General features: G+C 59.4%; 27 protein-coding genes and 1 tRNA gene. 13 read left to right on the top strand and 15 right to left on the bottom strand.

What is annotated here, in order from left to right:
* The 10 genes from H9Q16_RS04835 to H9Q16_RS04790 all read right to left on the bottom strand — a co-directional run bounded on the left by H9Q16_RS04835 (position 1) and on the right by H9Q16_RS04790 (position 8,042).
* Complete coding sequence (locus H9Q16_RS04835) at positions 1-1,266, bottom strand: glutamate-5-semialdehyde dehydrogenase (protein ID WP_191074214.1); 1,266 nt, start codon at positions 1,264-1,266, stop codon at positions 1-3.
* 24 nt (positions 1,267-1,290) lie between these two features.
* Positions 1,291-2,397, bottom strand: coding sequence for a glutamate 5-kinase (gene proB / locus H9Q16_RS04830; protein WP_191074213.1), 1,107 nt, complete (start codon positions 2,395-2,397; stop codon positions 1,291-1,293).
* Positions 2,385-3,419 (bottom strand): GTPase ObgE, encoded by a 1,035-nt coding sequence (gene obgE / locus H9Q16_RS04825; RefSeq protein WP_191074212.1) that lies wholly within the window; start codon positions 3,417-3,419, stop codon positions 2,385-2,387. The genes proB and obgE overlap by 13 nt, the downstream gene beginning before the upstream one ends.
* Positions 3,420-3,434: 15 nt before the next feature.
* Positions 3,435-3,977, bottom strand: coding sequence for a GNAT family N-acetyltransferase (locus H9Q16_RS04820; protein WP_191074211.1), 543 nt, complete (start codon positions 3,975-3,977; stop codon positions 3,435-3,437).
* 2 nt (positions 3,978-3,979) lie between these two features.
* Positions 3,980-4,582, bottom strand: coding sequence for a LysE family translocator (locus tag H9Q16_RS04815; protein ID WP_191074210.1), 603 nt, complete (start codon positions 4,580-4,582; stop codon positions 3,980-3,982).
* Positions 4,579-5,079 (bottom strand): GNAT family N-acetyltransferase, encoded by a 501-nt coding sequence (locus tag H9Q16_RS04810; RefSeq protein WP_191074209.1) that lies wholly within the window; start codon positions 5,077-5,079, stop codon positions 4,579-4,581. The genes H9Q16_RS04815 and H9Q16_RS04810 overlap by 4 nt, the downstream gene beginning before the upstream one ends.
* A gap of 78 nt (positions 5,080-5,157) precedes the next feature.
* Positions 5,158-5,427, bottom strand: a complete 270-nt coding sequence (gene rpmA, locus H9Q16_RS04805; RefSeq protein WP_191074208.1) for a 50S ribosomal protein L27 — start codon at positions 5,425-5,427, stop codon at positions 5,158-5,160.
* Between the two features lie 11 nt (positions 5,428-5,438).
* Positions 5,439-6,203 carry a 50S ribosomal protein L21 gene (locus tag H9Q16_RS04800; RefSeq protein ID WP_191074207.1) on the bottom strand — a complete coding sequence of 255 codons (765 nt, stop codon included), beginning with the start codon at positions 6,201-6,203 and terminating at the stop codon, positions 5,439-5,441.
* A 175-nt stretch (positions 6,204-6,378) separates the two neighbouring features.
* Positions 6,379-7,194, bottom strand: a complete 816-nt coding sequence (locus tag H9Q16_RS04795) for a DUF2059 domain-containing protein (protein ID WP_343067791.1) — start codon at positions 7,192-7,194, stop codon at positions 6,379-6,381.
* Complete coding sequence (locus tag H9Q16_RS04790) at positions 7,194-8,042, bottom strand: DUF2059 domain-containing protein (RefSeq protein WP_191074206.1); 849 nt, start codon at positions 8,040-8,042, stop codon at positions 7,194-7,196. Before H9Q16_RS04790 ends, H9Q16_RS04795 begins: the two co-directional genes overlap by 1 nt.
* Positions 8,043-8,189: 147 nt before the next feature.
* Here H9Q16_RS04790 and H9Q16_RS04785 point away from each other — a divergent pair.
* Together H9Q16_RS04785 and H9Q16_RS04780 are read left to right on the top strand one after the other, a co-directional pair.
* Positions 8,190-8,279 (top strand) — tRNA-Ser (locus tag H9Q16_RS04785).
* Positions 8,280-8,513: 234 nt separating this feature from the next.
* The gene (locus H9Q16_RS04780; RefSeq protein WP_191074205.1) at positions 8,514-8,753 is read left to right on the top strand and encodes a hypothetical protein; all 240 of its coding nucleotides are present in this window, start codon (positions 8,514-8,516) and stop codon (positions 8,751-8,753) included.
* On the opposite strand, the gene H9Q16_RS04775 is transcribed toward H9Q16_RS04780, so the two are convergent.
* On the bottom strand, positions 8,728-9,498 hold the full coding sequence (locus tag H9Q16_RS04775; RefSeq protein ID WP_191074204.1) for a helix-turn-helix transcriptional regulator: 771 nt from the start codon (positions 9,496-9,498) through the stop codon (positions 8,728-8,730). The genes H9Q16_RS04780 and H9Q16_RS04775 overlap by 26 nt on opposite strands.
* Positions 9,499-9,557: 59 nt before the next feature.
* The gene (locus tag H9Q16_RS04770) at positions 9,558-10,274 is read right to left on the bottom strand and encodes an RlmE family RNA methyltransferase (RefSeq protein WP_191074203.1); all 717 of its coding nucleotides are present in this window, start codon (positions 10,272-10,274) and stop codon (positions 9,558-9,560) included.
* A 370-nt stretch (positions 10,275-10,644) separates the two neighbouring features.
* Between H9Q16_RS04770 and H9Q16_RS20580 the strand changes: the two genes are divergently transcribed.
* Entirely contained in the window at positions 10,645-10,869 is a 225-nt protein-coding gene (locus H9Q16_RS20580; RefSeq protein ID WP_246455466.1) for a GDCCVxC domain-containing (seleno)protein, read from the top strand.
* 62 nt (positions 10,870-10,931) lie between these two features.
* Here the strand turns inward: H9Q16_RS20580 and H9Q16_RS04765 are convergent, their stop codons facing one another.
* Both H9Q16_RS04765 and H9Q16_RS04760 read right to left on the bottom strand, forming a co-directional pair.
* Entirely contained in the window at positions 10,932-12,053 is a 1,122-nt protein-coding gene (locus H9Q16_RS04765) for a Ppx/GppA phosphatase family protein (protein ID WP_191074202.1), read from the bottom strand.
* Between the two features lie 68 nt (positions 12,054-12,121).
* Positions 12,122-12,757, bottom strand: a complete 636-nt coding sequence (locus H9Q16_RS04760) for a sulfotransferase family 2 domain-containing protein (protein WP_281403115.1) — start codon at positions 12,755-12,757, stop codon at positions 12,122-12,124.
* A 374-nt stretch (positions 12,758-13,131) separates the two neighbouring features.
* Between H9Q16_RS04760 and H9Q16_RS04755 the strand changes: the two genes are divergently transcribed.
* The 10 genes from H9Q16_RS04755 (at position 13,132) to H9Q16_RS04710 (ending at position 20,570) form a co-directional block, all read left to right on the top strand.
* Complete coding sequence (locus tag H9Q16_RS04755; protein WP_191074200.1) at positions 13,132-13,428, top strand: virulence factor; 297 nt, start codon at positions 13,132-13,134, stop codon at positions 13,426-13,428.
* A 30-nt stretch (positions 13,429-13,458) separates the two neighbouring features.
* Positions 13,459-14,388: a methylenetetrahydrofolate reductase gene (locus tag H9Q16_RS04750; protein ID WP_191074199.1), complete on the top strand. Its 930-nt coding sequence runs from the start codon at positions 13,459-13,461 to the stop codon at positions 14,386-14,388.
* A gap of 8 nt (positions 14,389-14,396) precedes the next feature.
* Positions 14,397-15,479 (top strand): methyltetrahydrofolate cobalamin methyltransferase, encoded by a 1,083-nt coding sequence (locus H9Q16_RS04745; RefSeq protein ID WP_191074198.1) that lies wholly within the window; start codon positions 14,397-14,399, stop codon positions 15,477-15,479.
* Between the two features lie 198 nt (positions 15,480-15,677).
* A complete protein-coding gene (locus H9Q16_RS04740) occupies positions 15,678-15,959 on the top strand; it encodes an STAS domain-containing protein (protein ID WP_191074197.1) in 282 nt (93 codons plus the stop codon).
* Positions 15,949-16,314 carry a response regulator gene (locus H9Q16_RS04735; RefSeq protein ID WP_191074196.1) on the top strand — a complete coding sequence of 122 codons (366 nt, stop codon included), beginning with the start codon at positions 15,949-15,951 and terminating at the stop codon, positions 16,312-16,314. Before H9Q16_RS04740 ends, H9Q16_RS04735 begins: the two co-directional genes overlap by 11 nt.
* A gap of 9 nt (positions 16,315-16,323) precedes the next feature.
* Positions 16,324-18,453, top strand: a complete 2,130-nt coding sequence (locus tag H9Q16_RS04730) for a chemotaxis protein CheA (protein ID WP_191074195.1) — start codon at positions 16,324-16,326, stop codon at positions 18,451-18,453.
* The gene (locus H9Q16_RS04725; protein ID WP_191074194.1) at positions 18,450-18,905 is read left to right on the top strand and encodes a chemotaxis protein CheW; all 456 of its coding nucleotides are present in this window, start codon (positions 18,450-18,452) and stop codon (positions 18,903-18,905) included. Before H9Q16_RS04730 ends, H9Q16_RS04725 begins: the two co-directional genes overlap by 4 nt.
* The gene (locus tag H9Q16_RS04720; RefSeq protein WP_191074193.1) at positions 18,902-19,753 is read left to right on the top strand and encodes a CheR family methyltransferase; all 852 of its coding nucleotides are present in this window, start codon (positions 18,902-18,904) and stop codon (positions 19,751-19,753) included. Before H9Q16_RS04725 ends, H9Q16_RS04720 begins: the two co-directional genes overlap by 4 nt.
* 35 nt (positions 19,754-19,788) lie before the next feature.
* The gene (locus H9Q16_RS04715; protein ID WP_191074192.1) at positions 19,789-20,175 is read left to right on the top strand and encodes a response regulator; all 387 of its coding nucleotides are present in this window, start codon (positions 19,789-19,791) and stop codon (positions 20,173-20,175) included.
* Positions 20,176-20,213: 38 nt separating this feature from the next.
* Positions 20,214-20,570, top strand: a complete 357-nt coding sequence (locus tag H9Q16_RS04710) for a hypothetical protein (protein ID WP_191074191.1) — start codon at positions 20,214-20,216, stop codon at positions 20,568-20,570.
* A gap of 124 nt (positions 20,571-20,694) precedes the next feature.
* On the opposite strand, the gene cheB is transcribed toward H9Q16_RS04710, so the two are convergent.
* Entirely contained in the window at positions 20,695-21,768 is a 1,074-nt protein-coding gene (gene cheB / locus H9Q16_RS04705; protein WP_191074190.1) for a chemotaxis-specific protein-glutamate methyltransferase CheB, read from the bottom strand.
* Positions 21,769-21,875 lie beyond the last annotated feature (107 nt).

Here is a 21,875-nt window from a genome sequence, read left to right as displayed (position 1 = left end):
TCAGCTCCGCACCGTGCCATCGCCTGTTACCAGATATTTGAAGCTGGTCAGCTGTGCTGCACCCACCGGGCCCCGCGCATGCATTTTGCCGGTCGCGATCCCGATCTCGGCGCCCATCCCGAATTCTCCGCCATCCGCAAACTGGGTCGAGGCATTGTGCAGGATAATGGCGCTATCAAGCGTGGTCATAAACCGCGCCGCCGCCTGCGGGTCTTCGGTAATGATGCAATCGGTGTGGTTGGACCCGTGCGTTCGGATATGTGCCATCGCCGCATCCATGTCAGGAACAGTGCGCGCAGCGATGATCATGTCCAGATATTCACGACCCCAATCGTCATCAGCGGCGTGCTTTGTGCCCTCTATTCTGGCAAGCGTATCGTCGGCCCGAACTTCAACACCGGCATTGAGCAACGCCCGAATGACACCCTGTCCGATGGTTGCGGCAACTTTCTCGTGGATCAACAGGCACTCCGCAGCGCCGCAAATGCCTGTGCGCCGCGTTTTGGCGTTGAGAACGACCTTCAAAACCTTCTCGGGGTCGGCCTCGGCATCAATGTAGATATGCACGATGCCGTCCAGGTGGGCAAAGACCGGCACACGGGCCTCGCGCTGCACCAGCCCCACCAATCCTTTCCCGCCGCGCGGCACGATGACATCAATGGTTTCCGTCATCGTAAGCATCTCGCTCACCGCAGCGCGGTCGCGCGTCGGGACAAGCTGCACCGCATCTTCGGGCAGGTCAGCATCGTGCAGACCCTGTTGCAGACAGGCGTGGATCGCCTGCGACGAATGAAAACTTTCTGATCCGCCGCGCAGGATCACCGCATTCCCCGCTTTCAGACATAGCGCGCCGGCATCTGCCGTAACATTGGGGCGCGATTCGTATATCACGCCAATCACGCCAAGCGGCGTCCGCACGCGTTTGATATGCAAACCCGATGGCTGGTCCCATTCGGCAAGAACCTCGCCCACCGGATCGTCCTGTTCTGCCACAGATCGCAATCCGTCGACCATGCCCTGTATGCGCCCCTCGTCCAGCATCAGGCGGTCCATCATCGCGTCGCTCAGCCCCTTGTCCCGCCCGTACGCAAGGTCCTTTTCATTGGCCTCCAGAATTTCGGCACGCCTTGACCAGACGGCCTCAGCCGCACCGACCAACGCAGCTTTCTTGCGCGTTGACGGGGCGGTTGCGAGGGTGGCGGCAGCGGCTTTGGCGCGGGAACCGATGTCGGACATCAGCGCAGGAATGTTTTCAAGATCTTTCATGGTCCGTGGTCCTTTTGGTGACGCCTAAAGTGCCATATCATCGCGGTGGATCAAAGCGGCCCGGCCGGGATATCCCAGCAATGCTTCAATCTCCGCCGATTGGTGGCCTGCGATCAGTTCCGCTTCCGCTGAAGAGTACCGCGTCAGACCATAGCCGATGGCGCGGCCCTGCGCGTCATGCAAGGCAATGCTGTCACCGCGACCAAATGGCCCCGCGACGGCGCTCACGCCCGCAGGCAACAGCGACTTTCCGCGTTTCAGGGCGGCCACAGCCCCATCATCAAGCGTCACGCTACCGCGCGGTTTGATCGCCGCAATCCAGCGTTTGCGGGCGGCTTGCGGGTCGCTCTGCGCGGTAAACCAGGTGGCGTTTGCCCCGTCTTCCAACGCTTTCAAAGGCCGTGTGGCCGTGCCTTCCGTAATCACCATGGCGCAGCCTGCTGCGGTGGCCGTCTTGGCCGCCATCAGCTTGGTTTTCATGCCGCCCTTTGACAGACCCGATCCGGCATCTCCGGCCATCGCCTCGATCTCGGGCGTGATTTCATCGATTGTGTCGAACCGCCGTGCAGCAGCGTCATCAGCGGGATTGGCGGAATAAAATCCATCCACATCAGACAACAGCACCAGCATGTCTGCCCCCACCGTGACAGCAATCTGTGCGGCCAGCCGATCATTGTCACCAAACCGGATCTCGTCTGTGGCCACGGTATCGTTCTCATTGACGATGGGCACCGCCCCAAAGCCCAGCAGCTGCTCAAGCGTGGCGCGGCTGTTGAGATACCGCCGACGGTTTGCTGAATCTTCAAGCGTGACAAGCACTTGCGCTGTTGTGATGTCATGCGGGGCGAGCGCCTCTTCATACGCGCGCGCAAGGCGGATCTGCCCGACGGCTGCTGCCGCTTGCGACTGCTCCAGCGCCAAGGTTTCCGCAGGCAGGCCCAGCACGCCGCGCCCCAGCGCGATCGAACCCGAGGACACCAGCACAACGTCTGTCCCCTGCCCCTTGAGTTCTGCCACATCCGCCGCCAAGCCCTGAAGCCAGTCAGAGCGCAGCGCGCCCGTCTTGCGGTCCACCAACAGGGCGGACCCGATCTTGATCACCAACCGTCTGGCTGTGCTCAGGGTTGCCATGGTGCCACGTCTTCTTGCGGGCGGTGACGCACACGGTCTTCGTCAATCTGCGCGCGCAGGGCACGCAGCACTTCGGTCACCCCTTCACGCGCCACACCCGACATCAACATTACCGATCTACCGCTCGCCTTTTCCAATTCAGCGGAGGCGGTTATGCGTTCTTCTTCATCCAGCGCATCAACTTTGTTCAAGACGGTCACACGCGGCTTTTCGGCCAGATCCCCGCCATAGGCCTCAAGTTCCGTAATGATGGTTTGGTAATCCTCGGCAATCGTCTGGGACGTGCCATCGACCAGATGTAACAGCACGGCACACCGCTCCACATGTCCCAGAAACAGATCACCCAAACCGCGCCCTTCTGAGGCACCCTCGATCAGGCCCGGAATGTCAGCGACCACAAATTCGACGTTGTCCACGCCGACAACGCCCAGATTGGGATGCAGCGTGGTAAAGGGATAATCCGCAATTTTTGGACGCGCGTTGGACGTGGCTGCGAGAAACGTCGACTTGCCCGCATTGGGCAGCCCAAGCAGACCCACATCCGCAATCAGCTTCAAACGCAGCCACAGCGTGCGTTCCACCCCATCCTGCCCGGGATTAGAACGACGCGGCGCCTGATTGGTCGCCGACTTGAAATGCAGGTTGCCAAATCCGCCGTTGCCCCCGCGTGCAAGCTTCACGCGCTGGCCGACTTCGGTCAAATCAGCAATCACCGTTTCCTGATCTTCGTCCAGAATTTCTGTGCCCACAGGTACCTTTAGCACGATATCGTCGCCATCCTTACCGGTGCGCTGTTTGCCCATGCCAGGCTGACCGTTCTTGGCAAAGAAATGCTGCTGATAGCGAAAATCGATCAGCGTATTCAGCCCGTCGACCGCCTCAGCCCAGACCGTCCCGCCTGTGCCGCCGTCGCCGCCATCAGGCCCACCGTATTCGATGTACTTTTCGCGCCGGAACGACACGCAGCCGCCCCCGCCTGCGCCGGAGCGGATATAGACTTTGCACAGATCAAGAAATTTCATCGGTCCGCTTTCTGATCACGCGACAAGTTTGCAGCTGTACGTCCAGGTAGGTACGGCGGCATCGCGCGCCACACAATAGCTTTCCGCGTCCCCCAGATAGACAAAGCCCGCATTGGTCAGCACCCGCGCTGAGGCCGGGTTGTCCTGAAAGACCGTGCCAAACATCGCGTCATTGCCCAGCGGATTGGCCTGAACCAGTGCTGCCACGGCATCACTCGCCAGATGCGTGTTCCAGAACGCCGGAGCGACCCAATAGCCCACTTCACACTGATTGCGGTCCAGCCGCGTAAGCGAAATCAGCCCCATGACTTCCCCGCCGTCTGATTTGGTGCCGTCCATGGCCCAGACATCTTCGTCGCGCGCTTCGGCAACCGCCCGCAAAATAAGGGCCTCGACCACACCGGGCGGCAAAGGATGCGGAATTGTGGTGGTGTTTTTGGCAACCCGCGCGTCCCCGGCATACATCTCGATCAGCCCCTGATCAGAGCGCCGCAAGGGGCGCAGATCAAAGCGTTCGGTCTCGATCACCGGCTGGTTTACGATTTGTTGCATTTGCATCGTCATGTTCCTCCTCCGAACAAAACAAAGAGCACAGAGGCCACGGTCAGCGCCGCCAATGTCCACATCAGATAAGGTTCCGCGGCCGTTCCCGCCACGGTTTTGGCAATTCGATCACCCGCAAGTGTCCAGATGGGATGCATGATGATCTGGCAGCTCAGCAACACGGCCGCAATTGTGGCCGTAGCAAGCAAAGCTGGCGTTTGTGGGGCGACAAACGCCGTGAAACTGCCCACGATCATGGCCCAGGCCTTGGGATTGAGCGGATGCACGATCAACCCGGCAGCGAACCCTGGCGCCTTGGCCGCGCCCTGCCCGGGTCTCAGCCGCAGATTGGCGACCTTCCAGGCAAGCCAGCAGATATAGGCAGCCGCGACGTATTTCAGCACCTCGAACAGCATCGGCACCCGGTCAGCCAGTTCCATCAGGCCAAAGCCGATAGGCCAGATGATCAGCTGCTTGCCCAGTGCCACGCCCGCGACAAAGGGCAGTGCCGCGCGAAAGCCAAAGCGCGCGCCGGTAGCCAGCAGCGCCATGTTGGCCGGACCGGGCGTGCCAATCTGGGAGGCCGCAAAGACGATGAGGGGGGCAAGGGCGATGCTCATGGCCGTGCCTGCCAATCGGCACGGGTCAGCGTCATTTCCTGAATGGTGACCTCTTCTTTCGATGCGCTTGAGAAAGCCGTCCGCGTTCCGCCCGCCACAAAGCCAAGCTTGCGCAACACCTGCGCCGAAGCCGCGTTGCCAAGATGGAACCCCGAATTCAACGGCGCGCTTGTCTCGTCAAAGTGGTCCGACACCACCGCGCTCGCGGCTTCGGTCATGTAGCCCCGGCCCCAATATGGCTTGCCAAGCCAATACCCCAGTTCGGACCTGATAGAGACGACACCTATCAACGACGCATCCGCAACAATGGCCCAATGCTGTCCAAGGTTGCGGATGTTTGAAATGAACGTTTGTGCGTCCGACAGCGCATAGGGATGCGGCACCAGCGTCAGCCACCGCGCAACATCATAATCCCCGATCAGCGCCGTGATCTGCGGCGCATCGTCGGGGGCGATCGGCCTGAGGGTAAGCCGCCTGGTATGGATGGTCTCAGTCATGGGACCGTCTTTCAAAAATGAAAAAGGACCGGCGTTTCCGCCGATCCCTGAATTTTCTCAAACCTATCGGGGAAGGGCTTATTCAGCGGCCTCCGCCTGTGGCAGAACCGAGATAAAGGTGCGGTTTTTCAGGCCCTTGTGAAAGGTAACGGAACCCTCAACCGTGGCAAAGATCGTGTGATCCTTGCCCATGCCGACGCCGTTGGCGGGCCAAAACTTGGTGCCGCGCTGGCGCACGATGATGTTGCCGGGGATGACAGCTTCGCCGCCATACTTTTTCACGCCAAGACGACGACCAGCTGAGTCGCGCCCGTTACGGGATGAGCCGCCTGCTTTTTTATGTGCCATTTGGTCTCTCCTTAGCCTTTTGTCTTTTCTTGAGCCTGTGCGACCCAGCCTTCACGCTCGATCCGGCCTTTGAAAGACAGTTTCTCGTCCATGTCGGCCACATCGGCCTCAGTCCACGCCGCGATCTGCGCAAAGGTTGTGACACCCGCTGCATGCAGCTTTTTCTCAAGTGCCGGGCCTACACCGCTGAGTTCTTTCAGATCGTCCGCGCCCGCATCTGCCTTCTTGGCTTTGGGTGCAGCTTTCTTTTCCTCAGCAGGCTTTTCAGCCTTTGCAGGGGCCTCTGCCTTCTTGGCTTTTACGGGCTTGGCTGACTTTTCAGGTGCCTCACCAGTGGCCACGCGCTTTTTCATCTCCGCCTGATCACCACGGTTCATGGTATAGCGCTCTTCCATGGCCGCCACGATAGAGGCGGAAACGGACCCTGTGCCCATTGCGGCTTTGGCCTTGGACTTGCCAGCGCCGGAGGCGAGGATATCGCCGATCTTGACCAATGTCAGCTTCTGACGGTGGCCCTTGGTGCGCTTCGAGCTGTGCTTGCGGCGGCGCTTGACGAAGTTGATGACCTTTTCACCTTTGATCTGGTCGACCACTTCGGCCTCGACACCGGCATCGTCCACCAGCGGCGCACCGACCTTGGGGCTGTCACCGCCAAGCATCAGAACTTCGTTAAAAAGAACAGTTTCACCGGCATCTGCCGCAATACGTTCCACCCGCAGCATATCGCCGGAGGCTACTTTATATTGCTTACCGCCAGTCTTGATGACCGCAAACATTGCGTCTTCCTTTATTTTACCGCGTCCTGTGGTCCCCCTGATGGGGCGTTTTGGCCACTGGGCCACCTCGAACAGCGCGCCCGTTGGGGCGTCATTACATATCTATCCCGAATGCGGATACCCGCCGGGATGCGGGCTTATCGGGGGTTGCGCCCTTTATGTCAAGCGCATTTGGCTACAATTCTTCGGCCAGCATGGCGCGTGCCACGGACTGGCCCAAAACGTAGGATATCGTCTCGTATGCCTGACCAAAACCATCGAAAAGGCCACGGTTCAACGCCTGCCCTGCCCGGCCTTCACTAAAGGCAATGTAACGGCGCAAATCCTCATCGCTCAGCGGGTTGTAGGCCATCAGGAAATAGCCATAAAGCCATTCTTCGGTATCGGTGCGAATGTCGTCCAGATCGGCGGCAACATCCGACAGTATTTCATCCTCCGACATCTCAAGCGCGCCGCCTTCGGCCATGCCCCGCATGAACTGGTAGCTGGAATTCATGGATGAGGTGACATTACGGTTAATCATGTCCCCGGTTTCGGCAAAGGCGATGATCAGCGCGAGACGCGGATCATCCTCACCGGTCAGGGCGGTGTAGCGCGCGCGCGCAGCGGCTTCGACGGCCTTATCAATAATCGCGGCACGCGCTGCGTTTTCCAAAGTAACAATTCTTTGTCCCAGCTCAGAGCCATAAAAGGCAATCGCTTCTTCCAGGTCGGGCGCATTCAGGGACTGCTCCAAGGACGCGCGCACGGCTTCAACCATCAGCGTACTGCGATAAATGGAATTCACCTGCAGGGTCCAGAACGGGCCGCCGTGGCCATCCAGCATTTCCTGCTGCAACTCCTCTGCCTGCAGCTTGCCCTCATCCGCCAGAATCTGTGCGGCTTCTTCCAGCCTGAGAAAATCGATGAGGATGGTCATCCGCGCATCCGCCCACACGGGCTGCGCCAAAGTCAGAACCGCGATAAGCGGCCAGAGGACACGCGCGCGCACTAGAGGTCCTGACTTGGCTGCATGCCCGCAAGGCGGCGCGCGACTGCCTCGAACCGATTGGCCATGATCTCGTATTGCACCGCGTTCATCAATTCATAGACGCGGCGCATCTTGGGATGCTCAAGCGCCTCGGCATAGGCCGCGACCTCGTCATCGGAAAAGGCCTGATAGGTATAGGCAGATCCGGCCAGCGCATTTGCCTGGATCGCCCGCCGCATTTCGCCCTCCTGACTGCGCATCGACGCGCGCAGGTCGGCCTCGTCCATCTGCAATTCTATCACCCCTGCTGCCGCCGCCGTCATCAGGAACCGCACCTGCACCTCCTGAATGGCGCGTACGGCGTTGTCTTCGGTGCTTGAGGCGCTATTCAGCCGATTGAGGATCTCCACTCGCGGGCTGCCGATACGCACCAACCCGGCGATGATCGCCTCGCCTGTTTCGGTCTTATTCGCGTCGTCTTCTTCCATATGTGACTTGTTCTCGACGGCGACCAGCCGCACGCCCAGATCACTCGCGTAAAAATCGGCCGCATGGCTCAACAGCTCTTCGGTCAGCGTTTGGCTGAGAATATCAATTGCCATCTCATGCATGGTTTCGGTGGCAAAAACCTCACCCACGAGGCGGGACCATTCCGACCCGAAGGCATCCGCCTGAATGCCCAGCATGGCTGGGGCTGAATCGGCTGAAAGCCGGATGCTTTCAAGTGCGACATCAAAGCCGGTGACCTCCAGAAAAGCCTCAACCTTGGTACGATCTGCCGCCGCATGTGCCGGTTGCATGGCACTGAGCACAACGAAGGCCAATGACAGGCACAAACCGACAAGCGGGGTCCGGAACAGTTGAGGCATGATTTCTCCTTGATGAATGGGGTTGCTTGCAAGCTTAGGTCATCCCGGCGCAGGGGCAATCAAATTTCCCGTGTGAGCCTGCCATTGCGCGATTGTCCTCTTGCCCCGCATCCTAAATGACCCTAAACGAGCGCCTCAGACCCCCGCGGAGAGGTGCCGGAGTGGTCGAACGGGGCGGTCTCGAAAACCGTTGTGGGTGCAAGCCTACCCAGGGTTCGAATCCCTGTCTCTCCGCCAGCGCGCCTGTGGTGTCGCTGTATTAGACGCCTTCTGCGTGGTCTGTGGCCTGGTCTGACAACCATAGTGTTGAACGCAAGTGTGGCTCTCATAATGCACTGTTTAGATGCATATTTTTGGAACATTGAAACGCCAGCGCGGTCTTTTCCAGACAGCGGCGTCCAATTGTCATCTGTCGTTCAATTGCCGCTCTGATGCCTCAGCCACGCCCTATTGAAAGGGCAACTTGGGATCATGAAACACGACATCATATCATTGGATGCCCGTCATGCGCGGATGTTCGAATTGCTCAGACAATCCCATCAGGCCGAGATCACGTCGACCCGTTTGGCGCAGCCGCGCCTGAGTGAGCCGAATTCGCACGATCTTGTGCAGGCCCTGAAGCGCGACGCCATTGCCTCTTTGCGTGTGCCCCGGCCGCATTCGGCCATCGCATCGACGTTTCGACTCAGATCGCGCCGACCAACAAGTTAAGCGACGTGGCCTTTTGAACAGCATGGGCAGTGGTCTGCGCATCCAGTGCTTCGCGGGCCAACCGCAGGTGCTTTTCAACTGTTGCAATGCTGAGATTCATGATCGTGGCCACATCCTGCATGGTCTTTCCCTGCGCGCACCATGACAGCGCCTCGCGCTGGCGGCTGGTGAGCGGGCGGCGCTGCGGGGTCTGCGGCAGCGACGCGACCCGCAGGTGCAGAAGCTGGCACAGCACTTCCACATCCTTGCCAACCTCGGCCCAAAGCGCGTCTGCCTGAGGTTGCATCATCTTGCGACCGGGGCTTAACCCGATCACACCGCGCATGCCCGGGACGATATGGTTGAGACTGCCGACAAAACCGGCAAGACAATCATGTTCGATATTGAGCTGCACGATCTTCAGCTGCTCTGGCGTGGGGATCGCGCCATTTTGCGTCACAGCGTCTGCCCAACTGACAAACCCCTCGTGATGCTCTGCCCATTGGTAGGTGGGTGAATTGAGGTACAGCTCCTCGCCCAGGTAGACATCAGCATAGGCCTGTGGCCCCCGATACAGGATCAGCGCATCCTGTCCATCTCCGATGATGCCCCAAGTGGGAACCCGGGTCGCGCCATAGAGCAGGTTGATGAACCCCAGCCTCTCCAGCCCGTCGGCACAGCTGTTCCATGCGGCCTGGACCGTTTCAGCAGCAAGGATATCGGCAACCGTGCCGCGCAAGCGCGGCGACGTGGTCTGTTCCGTCATTCAAATCCCCCCCGAGACACCGCCATTGTCTCACAATGCCCTGAAATAGCAAGGGGTTGTCAGCCGCGAAACCCCGTCGCCACGACGAACTTCTCGGAACTGTCGGCGCGGCTTGCGGGGGGTTTTATGTTCCCCACTTTTTCAAAGCGCTGCTTGAGGATCTTCTGAAGATCTCCCTCTGCGCCGCCCGCAAGCACCTTCGCAACGAAGGTGCCGCCCTCCTCCAGCACATCGAAGGCGAAATAGGCTGCGGCCTCGCACAGCGCGATGATGCGCAGGTGGTCGGTCTGCTTGTGCCCGGAGGACGACGCAGCCATGTCCGACATCACCACATCGGCCTTACCACCTAGCCACTCCTTGACCTTGAGGTCGGCGTCATCCTCCATGAAATCCAGCTGATAGAGGTCGCAGCCCGCAATCGGCTCCATTTCTTGCAGGTCAATCCCCAGAATGGTGCCCTGCGCCTTGCCGCCCTTGTCGCCCAGCACATTGCAGCGCTTGACTGCCACCTGACACCAGCCCCCCGGCGCACATCCCAGATCCACGACGCGCGCGCCCGGCACCAGAAAGCGGTATTTGTCATCCAGTTCCATGATCTTGTAGGCCGCGCGACCGCGATAACCTTCGGCCTGCGCGCGTTTGACGTATGGATCGTTTAGCTGCCGCTGCAACCAACGGGTCGAGCTTAGCTTGCGCCCGCGGGCGGATTTCACTTTGACCTTCAGATCGCGCTGTCCGCGCCCCGAAGTATTTTTGCCGGTGGGTGTCTTGGCCATGGTATTGCCTTGCATTGGTTGGGGCAGACATAAGCAGATGCAGCGCATTTCGCCAGAGGCCGGGCTCCGGCTGCCCCGAATTGGCGTCGGGATGTGACTGTCCCACCGTCACACTGACGGATCAGCCCTGCGTACGACGCGCTTTATCGCGCCGCAATTTTTGTCATCTCGTGTACCCTGTGGGCGTAGATGCCAAATTTCTTGCCCTCGGCGTCGATGGTGGTGTCACTTCTGCCCCAGGGTCTTTCACACCGCTTTTGCCCATTGCGCGGATCGACGTTGGCCTTACCCGGACATTGACGGTACTTTATAGCTGTGCGGTTCTGCGACCCGCGTTGACGGGCGTTCTATTGCTGACAGGATATGGGCCATGGCGACAGAAGAAACACCGGTAATCCTACACTCTACCCTCACATGTCCATGCTGCGGCCATGCAGAGACGGAAGTGATGCCGACGGATGCATGCCAGTGGTTTTACGAGTGCAACGCCTGCCACACCGTCCTCAAACCGCAAAAGGGTGACTGCTGCGTTTATTGCTCTTACGCCACCGTGCCCTGCCCGCCGATCCAGCAAGGCACGTCCTGCTGCGCCTGATCGTTACGACAGGCGACCTGCTAGTCGTCGGGCGGCACCTGCGTGGTCACGGAAAACTCGCCTCAATAGGGCCCCTGCTCCAACACGCCGTCTTCGGTCATCTGCGCATAGAGCAGCCCCTCGCGCAGACCGCGATCTGCGACGCTCAGCCGGTCCGTGGGCCAGCATCGCATCAACGCCTGAAGGATGGCTGCCCCCGACATGATCAGCGCGGACCGATCCTGACCGATGCGCGGATCGACACGCCGGCCGCCGGGGCCCATCGCCAAATAGGAATGAATGACCTTGTCGATCTGGTCTGATGTCATGCGCAACCCGTCGACCTTTGTCCGGTCATAACGCCGCAGCCCCAGATGGCTGGCAGCTACCGTGGTGACGGTGCCCGAAGTCCCGACGATCTGAAACCGTTCCTGCGGTTGGGCGGATTGGTAAGGGGTGAAGTCGGTAAGGTTTTCCTCAAAAAACCAGCTCATCAGGGCAAAGCGCGCCGCATCGTCCTCCACATCATTGAACTGATCGCGCAGGGTCGCGACCCCCAGTGGCACACTGATCCAATCGACGACCTTTGCCGCAGGCAGGTCAGTCTTGGCCTGCTTGAACCCTGTGTGCAGACGCATGATCGCCTGTGTGCGGTCTTTGCGTGGTACCTTTGAGACATCGATCCAGACCAGTTCTGTCGATCCTCCGCCAATGTCGACCACCAGCAAGTTCTCGGTCTTCTCGCTGACCAGCGGCGCGCATGAAATCACCGCCAGTTGCGCCTCTTCCTCGGGCGTGATGATGTCCAGCCGCAGCCCGGTCTCCCGGGTCACGCGCTTCATAAACTCATCCCCGTTCAGCGCCCGCCGACATGCCTCGGTCGCCACAAGTCGCATCTGGCGCACCTTGTTGCGTCTGAGTTTCTGCTGACAAATCCGAAGGGCCTGAATGGTGCGCGTCATCGATCCGCGCGACAATCGCCCGGTCTTTTCCAGCCCCGCGCCCAGCTGGACGGACTTGGAAAAACTGTCGACCACATGAAAACCACTGCCCTTGGGCTGGGCGATCAACATACGGCAGCTATTTGTGCCCAGATCGAGGGCCGCATACAGCTCGGACGATCTGGACGGAACTGGCGCGGGGCTCAGAGCCGGCTTTTTGTCCTTATCGAGCGCGCCCGCACCTTGGGGACGCTTTGGCGCCATCTTTCGCGCCTTTCATATCGAGTTGAGATCAAGCTATTGCGCCGCGCGCGTTCGCGCAAGCACGATCGTCATAAAAACGGATTGTCGTACCACGGCGCCAGATCGCGGTATTCCTGCGCCAGGAACGCCGAGAGATGCTTTTTGGTAGCGCCTGACAGATCATCAATCGACAGCTTCGTGGTGCTCGAATTGCGCACCTCGCGCGTCACCTTCCGGTAGGCCCGCGCTTCTAGAAAAGTGATGCACGCATCCAGTTCTTCGATGCGGTACACCTGATCGTATTGCGCATGTCGAATGCCCAAAAACCGATCCACGGGCAATACATGGTGGCGGATGACTGACGCGTTCGATGCATAGTCGCCGATATGTGCGAAAAAGAAATCGGGGTCCGGATCCATTGGCAAATCCGGCTTTTGCGTACGCAACCGTGGGCTTTTGTGCAGGTCGCGGTGGGCAACAACCCGATTGGTATAGCATGACAGGACGCGCGCCAGCGGGTCACGGATTATGCAGAACCGATGCCATCCGGTGGCATAGCGTTGCCAGTCATTCGCGTTGAACCGCTTTGTCCGGTAAACATGGTGCAACAGCTCTGTTCCCTCGAATGCAAGTGCGGCCGCCTTGGTGTCAAAATGGGGGTCAATCTGGGAGAAGACGTGTTTGATCGTTGTGCAAGCGGCCTTGGGCAGGGGCACATAGGCCAGACGATAAGCGGGCAGTTCAACTCAACAACCATCAAACAACAACGATCAACCTTGGTCTTCGTCAGAGCTGAATCAAGCGTGCCCAATTTGGCGGTGCAAAGTCAACGCGCCTTGATTGCGCGCGTATATTCCCGCGGCACTGTGATCGGAACGACCCGGAGGGCTTGCATCGCGGCAGACCCTGCCGATGCACAGGATCAGGGTCGCACTCACAATCATCGTGAAAATTATGGGGGCCAGCGCCCCTCGCCCGACCCCGGCATGCGCGTTAAGAAACACCAAGGTCGCTCACAGGGCGCATGGTGTCGAAAACCGGCAGTGTTTTCAGGAGCGCACCGCGTAGACAGCGGCAAGGCTGAGGGAGGAATCAGATCATGGTGGACGTTACAATCGTATACTGGCGCGATATCCCCGCGCAGGTGATCGTGGGCAAGGGCCGTCGCGGCTCCAAACGCCCCTTGCCCGAACGGTTCGAACAGGCCATTGACCGCGCCGCCATGAAGGTGGGTGCCGCCGACAGCGATGCCTATATGTCGGGTTTTCGCAAAGCAGACCCTTACGTGGTCGAGGGTGACGCAGATGCCGTCGCTGACGCCGAAGCCGCCCGCCTGGACGCAGAATACGACAAGACCCGGATCAAGACCCTTATCGACAACGACGGCTGGGCGTAAACGCCCGTGCCCTCTCTCAAGGATAACATCATGTCCCTGCTGAATTTCCGCCGCAAAGACGCGCCCGCCGCGCCGGCAAACAGCCCCCAGGTCGAAGCATTCCTCAAGGATTACTCGATCGAAGTGATGCCCCGGACCGCCGAAAAGGTGGAGAACTTTCGCGATCTGCTGCCCGAGGCCACCCGCGTCTATATCGCCCACATCGAAGGCACGCCCATCGAAGACATGGTCGCAACGGCAAAGCGCCTCAATACAGATGGCTACAAGGTCATGCCGCACTTTCCCGCGCGTATTATCAAGGACCGCGCGACGCTCGCCAATTGGATCGCCATGTACCAAGGCGAAGCGGACGTAAACCAGGCATTGCTGCTCGCCGGTGGCGTGGCTGAACCGCACGGCGAATTCAGCGACTCCATGCAGTTGATGGAAACGGGTCTCTTTGACGACGCGGGCTTCAAGCGTCTGCACGTTGCAGGTCACCCCGAAGGCAACCGCGACATCGACGCCACAGGGACTGCCAACGTGGATGCAGCGCTGAAATGGAAGAACGATTTCCAGACCCGGACAGACGCAGAAATGGCCATCGCCACGCAGTTCGCCTTTGAGGCCAAGCCGATCATCGCCTGGGCTGATGGCCTGAGGGATGCAGGTATCACTCTGCCCGTACACATCGGGATTGCAGGCCCGGCCAAGCTGCAGACCCTGATCAAATTCGCCATCGCCTGCGGTGTTGGCCCGTCGTTGAAAGTTCTGCAAAAGCGCGCGATGGATGTGACCAAGCTGCTCTTGCCATACGAGCCGACCGAGGTTGTCGCAGAACTAGCCGCCCACAAGGCCGCAAACCCCGATTTCAATATCAGCCACGTTCACTTCTTCCCGCTGGGCGGCATCAAAACCAATGCCAATTGGGCAATCGAAAACGGCGGCGCCTCTACCGTCCCTGCAAACGCAAGCCTTTAGGACCCATCATGACCAGAACTGTTGTCGAATCCAAAACCAAGACCGCGATCATCGGCTTTGACCAGCCTTTCTGTGTCATCGGCGAACGGATCAACCCCACAGGCCGCAAGATCCTGTCAGAAGAGCTTGAGCGCGGCGATTTCAGCCGTGTTGAGGCGGATGCGCTTGCGCAGGTCGCTGCCGGGGCGAACATCCTTGACATCAACTCAGGTGCGGTCTTTTCCAACAAGATGGCCGAAGACCCGCGTTATGCCGACAACAACTTTGTTGAACCGCCCCTGATGCGGGAACTGGTTGAAAAGGTACAGGCAATAACCGATGTGCCCCTATGCATCGACAGCTCTGTTCCCGGCGCACTGGAAAACGGTCTGGCCGCCGCCGAAGGGCGCCCCCTGCTGAACTCTGTTACCGGCGAAGAAGAACGGCTGGAAATGGTGCTGCCGCTGGTCAAAAAATACAATGTGCCGGTGGTGGCCATCTCCAATGATGACACCGGTATTTCCGAAGACCCCGACGTGCGCTTTGCTGTCGCCAAAAAGATTGTGGAACGCGCCGCTGATTTCGGTATTCCGGCCCATGACATCGTCGTGGACCCGCTGGTCATGCCCATCGGTGCCATGGCGACCGCCGGTCATCAGGTCTTTACCCTCGTACGCCGCCTGCGCGAGGAACTGGGCGTGAACACGACCTGTGGCGCATCGAACATCTCTTTCGGCTTGCCCAACCGCCACGGCATCAATAACGCCTTTTTGCCTATGGCGATGGGCGCCGGGATGACATCTGCGATCATGAATCCGGTTGCCCTGCCTGTGAACGCCAAGCGGATCGAGGAAAAGAAGGCCGAAGTGATTGCAGCCGGTATCATGATCCCCGACGGTATGGACGACGAGACCTTTGTGCAGATGTTCGGCATGGGTTCCACCAAGGCGCGTGCGGGCAAGGAAATGGAAGCCATCCGCGCCGCCAACTTCCTCTTTGACCGCGATCCACACGGATCGGCATGGATCGAATTCAACAAGGTCGCGCCCAAAGCAGGTCACGAGGGCCGCGGTCGTGCGGGCCGCACTGGCGGACGTCGTCGCCGCGGTTAAAGCGCGCCACGACAGACAGAACAGACAAGGGCCGCTCTCGATTGAGCGGCCTTTTTTGTTTTGTCCAAGGCCAGCCGCACGGGATGAAATGCAAGGCAGGTAACCCGGTCTTAACATCCCCCGGCCTAGACAGGCAGAACCCCACAATCGGAGTGCTGCCTGTGTCCATCAACCCGCTGACCGCCCCTTGTCTATCAGATGCATAGCGTCATCGCCCCTCAGGGAAAGCTGGACCTCACAGCCGTTCCCGCACTTTACGCGCAGATATCGGCGGCAAATGATGTCGACGTTGAGGTGGACCTGACGCACGTATCGCAGGTTGGTGCCCTGTGCGCACAGGTCTTGATTGCCGCCGGTGTTCACTTGCGCGCGACCAACCGGCGCCTGTCGCTCAGCAACGTCAGCGACACTCTGCTCAGGCAATTCAGCGTGATGGGCCTGACCCCGGAACGGATCACGGAGGGGTGCAATGACACTTGAAATACTCGCCGTAGATGACAGCCCAACAATGCGCGATGTCATCCGCCTGGCCTTGCTTCCCGAAGGATTCGATGTCCACACCGCAGAGGACGGCGTGCATGGGATCGAAGTGCTCGAAGGGCTGCAACCCGATGCGATCATCACCGATATCAACATGCCACGGTTGGATGGTTTTGGGTTCATCGACGCCGTGCGCGGAACCGACCAGCACCGCACCACGCCGATCCTCGTGCTGACCACCGAGGCCGCCCCACAGTTGAAAGAGCGCGCCCGCATGGCAGGCGCAACCGGATGGATCGTCAAACCCTTCGACCCTGCGAAACTGGTCAAAGCACTCCACATGGTCGCGGGATAGGTCCCTTCCATGCCCGCGCCCCACGACCCCATGGCAGAGATCAAAGCCTCCTTTTTCCATGAGTGCGAGGAGCTTTTGGATGTTCTGCAGGACGGTCTGATGGCGATGCAAAACGGTGAGGAAGATTCTGAGACGATCAATGTGATCTTCCGTGCGGTCCATTCCATCAAGGGCGGCGCGGGTGCGTTTGGCCTTGACGGTTTGGTACGGTTCTCCCATCGGTTTGAAACAGTACTGGACGCACTGCGCGCAGGTACCCTTGCCCCAAGCGCAGATGTGCTCAGAACATTGCTCAGCGCCACAGACCATCTGGCTGATATCGTGGAACTTTCACGCGATGACGCACCATTGCCCGAAACCGATACCCTGGCCATCTGTGACGCAATCGATCAGCTGATCGGCGATCCCGCCCCCAAGACAACCCACCAAAGTGACATCGACTTTGAGCCCGAAAAGATCACGCTAAACCTTGATCCTTCTGACCCGCCGAAAGACCAGGCACATGTGCCGGACACCACATCCAAAATCCGACATTTCCGAATAACCTTCCAACCCTTCGCAGAGCTGTTCGAGACCGGCAACGAACCTGCCGTGCTGTTGCGCCATTTGCACGCATTGGGCCATGCTTCGACCTCATGCGATTTATCCGACCTCCCGCCCTTCGAGAAACTGGTGCCTGACATACCCCATCTGCGCTGGGACATCACACTTGAGACCCAGGCCGATCTGGCAGAAGTGCAATCAGTTTTCGAATTCGTCGAAGGGTTGTGCCACCTGAACATCGAGCTGGAGAGCGTCTCCAGTGCCGATCCCACCCCAGCCCATCAATCAGAGCCGCCGCAATACCGAAATGACACCGCGGCCCCATCGCGGCCGACAACCGGCCGTCAGGTCAAACCGGGCAGGCCCACTCCACCCGTCCAAAAACCCGTTGTGCGTGTCGAGCTGGACCGAGTGGAACGTTTGGTCAATCTGGTCGGTGAACTGGTGATCAATCAGGCCATGCTCAGCCAAAGTCTGGATCAGTCCGGATTGTCACCACATTCCGACGCAATGCACGGAGTTGAGGAGTTTCAAAGGCTGACCCGCGACATTCAGGACAGTGTCATGATGATCCGTGCTCAACCGGTTAAGGCCTTGTTCCAACGCATGTCCCGCATCGTCCGAGAGGCCTCGGGCGCGCTCGGCAAGGACGTGCGCTTGCGCATGTTGGGCGAGTGCTGCGAGGTGGACAAGACCGTCATTGAACGGCTTGCCGACCCCCTGACCCATCTAATTCGTAATGCCATCGATCATGGTCTGGAAGACCCGGCGACACGGTGCGCGGCCGGAAAGCCGGCGCAGGGCACAATCACGCTCAGTGCGGCACATCGGTCCGGGCGGGTGCATATTGAGGTCGGCGACGACGGCGCGGGCATCGATCGCCCCCGCGTCAGGCAAAGAGCCATCGAAAAACAAGTGATCGCTGCCGATGCGGTCCTGTCAGACAGCGACATCGACGCTCTGTTGTTCTTGCCGGGCTTCTCCACCGCGCCCGCCGTCTCCGACCTGTCGGGTCGGGGGGTCGGGATGGATGTGGTGCGCACGGAAATTCAGGCCCTCGGCGGGCGCGTCTCAATCCAATCGGCACCTGGGCGCGGCACAACGTTCTCGATCTCGCTCCCTCTCACCCTCGCCGTGCTGGACGGAATGGTCATTAGTGTCGCCGATGAAACCCTGGTCTTACCGATCAGTCTGGTGATTGAAACCCTGACACTGACCGCGCCAGACGTGTCATTGTTGCGCCCGGGGTGTCATGTCGTTCGTGCACGGGATGGGTTTTTCCCACTTATTGATCTGGGCCATCACCTTGGTTATCGCCCTCTGATCGAAACCTTCGAGGGTGGCATCGTGCTGCTTGTTGCCCTTGCGGACGGCACCAGCGCGGCGCTGCTCATAGACGACATCGTTGATCAGCGTCAGGTGGTCATCAAGGGCCTCGACGACCGTTTTTTCCGCGCGCCGGGGATCGCTGCGGCAACCATCCTTGGGGATGGCCACATCGCCCTTATCCTCGATCCGTCCGATTTTGTCAGCGGGGCATTTGACACGCCACGGGTGCCGCACACGGCCCCTGCCCCACAAGGAGAGCCCGCATGACCCGTGACACCGAAGCCGAACCAATTGAACTGCTCACGTTCAAGCTCGCAGACCAGAAATACGCCCTCGAAATCACATCGGTCCGCGAAATACGCGGATCAACCCACGCAACGCCATTGCCGCAATCACCGGCCTGCATGAAAGGTGTGATCAACCTGCGCGGCACCGTGCTGCCGGTGATTGATTTGGGTGAAAGACTTGGCCTGCCCCCAAGTGCGCACAATGACCGCAGCGTGATTATTGTGGTCGCGCTTGAAGATCGCCTTACAGGCCTTCTTGTCGATGCCGTCTCTGACATCGTGACACTTGCAACGGACGATCTGCGCCCCCCGCCCACAATGTCAAAAAGCAGCAAATCAATGGTGACCGCGTTGGCGGTCATCGAGGACAAGATGGTCCGCGTTCTGGATCTGACGGCGACGCTCGACGATATGGAAAGACCCGCCGCATGATGCGCCAGACTGATCCGACCCAAACGCTCGACGGCGAAAGTTTCCGGACCATTGCGGCACTTGCCTATCGCGAAAGCGGTCTGACACTGGTTGAGGAAAAGGCGATCATGATCCAGTCGCGGTTGCGGCATCGCCTGCGCGCGCTTGGGATCGGTGATTTCGCGCAGTACACCGCATTCTTAACCTCTGAGGAGGGCCAGCCAGAGCGGCGCGAATTGATCTGTGCCCTCACAACGAACGTGTCCCATTTTTACCGTGAAAAGCACCACTTCGAGATGATGTGCGAGGTAGTGCAATCACGCCTTTCTGCGCTGCAGGCAGGCGATCGGGTGCGGATCTGGTCAGCCGGTTGCTCAAATGGACAGGAAAGCCTGTCCGCAGCCCTCTTTCTGCTGGAGCGTTTTCCGTGCATCGGTGAATTCGATCTGCGGATACTTGGCACAGATATCGACCGCCAGGTGATCCGCTTTGCCCGGGCGGGAACCTACAGCGAAAAAATGATCGAAGGGCTGCCCCAGGATGTGAGGCAGCGGCATTTTACCCCGCGCAGGTCGGCCAAAGGCGACCTCGCGTTTCAGGCCCGCCCCGATGTCATGCGACTGATCCGCTACAATGAACTTAATATTCTAGGCGATTGGCCCATGCGCAACGCGTTCGACATCATATTCTGTCGAAATGTTGTGATCTATTTCGATCTGATGACCCAAGCCCGGCTTTGGCCGCGATTTCGCGATGCATTGCGTCCCGGTGGGTTGTTGTTTCTTGGCCATTCGGAGCGGATCACCGACCCTGCCCGCGTTGGCTTTGATATCGCCGGGGCAACGGCGTATCGGCCCCTCATGTCGTGATTTCTATGCGACATCAACAATAAGGAGACCAACCCTTGTCCCTGCGTGACCAACTTCAGATCATGGTGGTCGATGATATGTCCACCAGCCGGGGCCTGCTGACGCAGGCGCTGGACAGTTTTGGTATCCGGAATGTCTCAAGCGCCGAAAACGGAAAGGCCGCGCTGGCGCTACTGGCAAAAAAGCCGGTGCATCTGGTGATCTCGGATTACAACATGCCGGAGATGGACGGATTGCACCTGTTGCAGCACCTGCGCTCTGGCGAAAAAACAAAGGGCGTTGGTTTTATCCTGATCACAAGCCAAGCCGAGCAGAAAATCATCGATCATGGCAAGAAACTGGGGATGAACAACTTCATCAAGAAACCCTTTGAGGTCACACAACTCAAGATTTGCATTGAAGCGGTCGTGGGTCGGCTGTGACCGACCCGGGACAACCCGCACAAACGGTTCCCGGTTTGATGACTGACCTCGCGGCACGACTTGATGCGATGGGTGCTGATGTGCGTCGCCTGGACCTGGTCGCGGGAAGACGATTGACCGAAATGAGCCACCTGCACTCTGATTTGGTCGCGGAATTGCAGGCATTGGATCACCTTCACCAGTCACTGCAAGACCTCGCCCGGCTTTCGCGACAGATCGGCGCCCTGTCGAACACCGATCCAATTCCCACTGACCTGTCAAAGGCTTGGAGTGCAGAGCTCAAGTTAGAATCGACCCGCAGATTGTTGCTGAGTTCAGACACCCCAGCCCCGCATCTACCGGCACAAACCGGCATCGCGTATCTTTTCGATACCACAAGCGCAGATCCAAGCTGACCTCTCACAGGCTTGATCGACATTAGGTTAACGGCATACTCCATTGATACTAATGCTATTGTCGTTTTTTTCGCAGAATAGAAACCTCCTAAATCAACCGTTCATCGCGCCGCACGCTCCGTGTTCACCCCCTCATCTTCCCGCGACCGCCCAGATAATCAGCCACGGCCGCGTTGATCGCTGGTCCGATCCGGTCCAGCGGAAGTTGTTCGGTGACCGCATCCAGTTCAAAGGCCGCGCGTGGCATGCCGTAGACCACCGAGGTTCCCGCATCCTGTCCAATCGTATGCGCCCCACCCGCCCGCAAATGTTGCAAGGCCCGCGCCCCGTCCCGACCAAGCCCCGTCAGGATCACCCCGATCACATCTGCGGCATACGGCATAGCGGATGTGAACAAGGCGTCAATCGACGGGCAATGGGCCGCCGTCTGCGCGGATGTCGTCAAATGCCCCACCCACCGTCCGGACAGGCGTGAAACCGTCGCATCACGACCCAGCTCGGGTGCGAGCAAGATCTGCCCCGCCTCCATCGGCGCGTCATCGCGCATCAGGCCGACCATCTGCGGCAGATTGCGATTGAGCATGTGTGCAAAACTGCTCAGAAACGGGCCCGGCATGTGCTGCACAATTGCGACGGGTGGCCCGGCAGGATGGAGATCACGCAGAATACGCTCAAGCGCCGTCACGCCGCCTGTCGACGCCCCGATCAGCACGAGCGGTTGCGGGCCAACCTGCGCCGCCGGGAATTGCGCAGTAACGGTCTGATGGGTTCCTTGCAGGGGGCGCACCTGGCTGCAAGCAGCAGCATAGACCTGTCGTACCAAACTGCGTTGCGCCTTGAGATCAAGCGCATTGCCCGGCTTCATCACGCAATCGACCGCGCCGAGTGAAAGCGCGCGAATGGCCGTCGCCGACCCTTGGCGGGTCTGCCCCGCGACCATGACCACCGGCAAAGGATCGCGCACCATGAGCCGCTCCAGAAAGGTCAGACCATCCATGCCCGGCATTTCGATATCAAGTGTGATCACGTCCGGCCTAAGGTCCCTGATGGTCCGTCTGGCCTCTGCCGCGTTGGCGGCCTGCCCGACAACCTCAAGCCGTGGATCCTGATTGAGAACATGCGCCAGCCACAGGCGCATGGTTTGTGAATCGTCTACAATCACGACCCGCTTTGCCGGTGGTGCCGCAGTGCCAACCATTCAAAGGGCCGCCGCCGTGACGGGGAAGGCAAAACGTTTCGGGCACCTGCGTCTCATGCGCCAGAAAATGTCTGACCCGCCTTAAGTCCGACTTAAGGGCTCGCGTC

Source organism: Sulfitobacter aestuariivivens (assembly GCF_014763045.1).
Classification (GTDB): domain Bacteria; phylum Pseudomonadota; class Alphaproteobacteria; order Rhodobacterales; family Rhodobacteraceae; genus Sulfitobacter; species Sulfitobacter aestuariivivens.
Note: the sequence above shows the minus strand (reverse complement) of the source record. Positions and strands in the feature narration are given on the sequence as shown.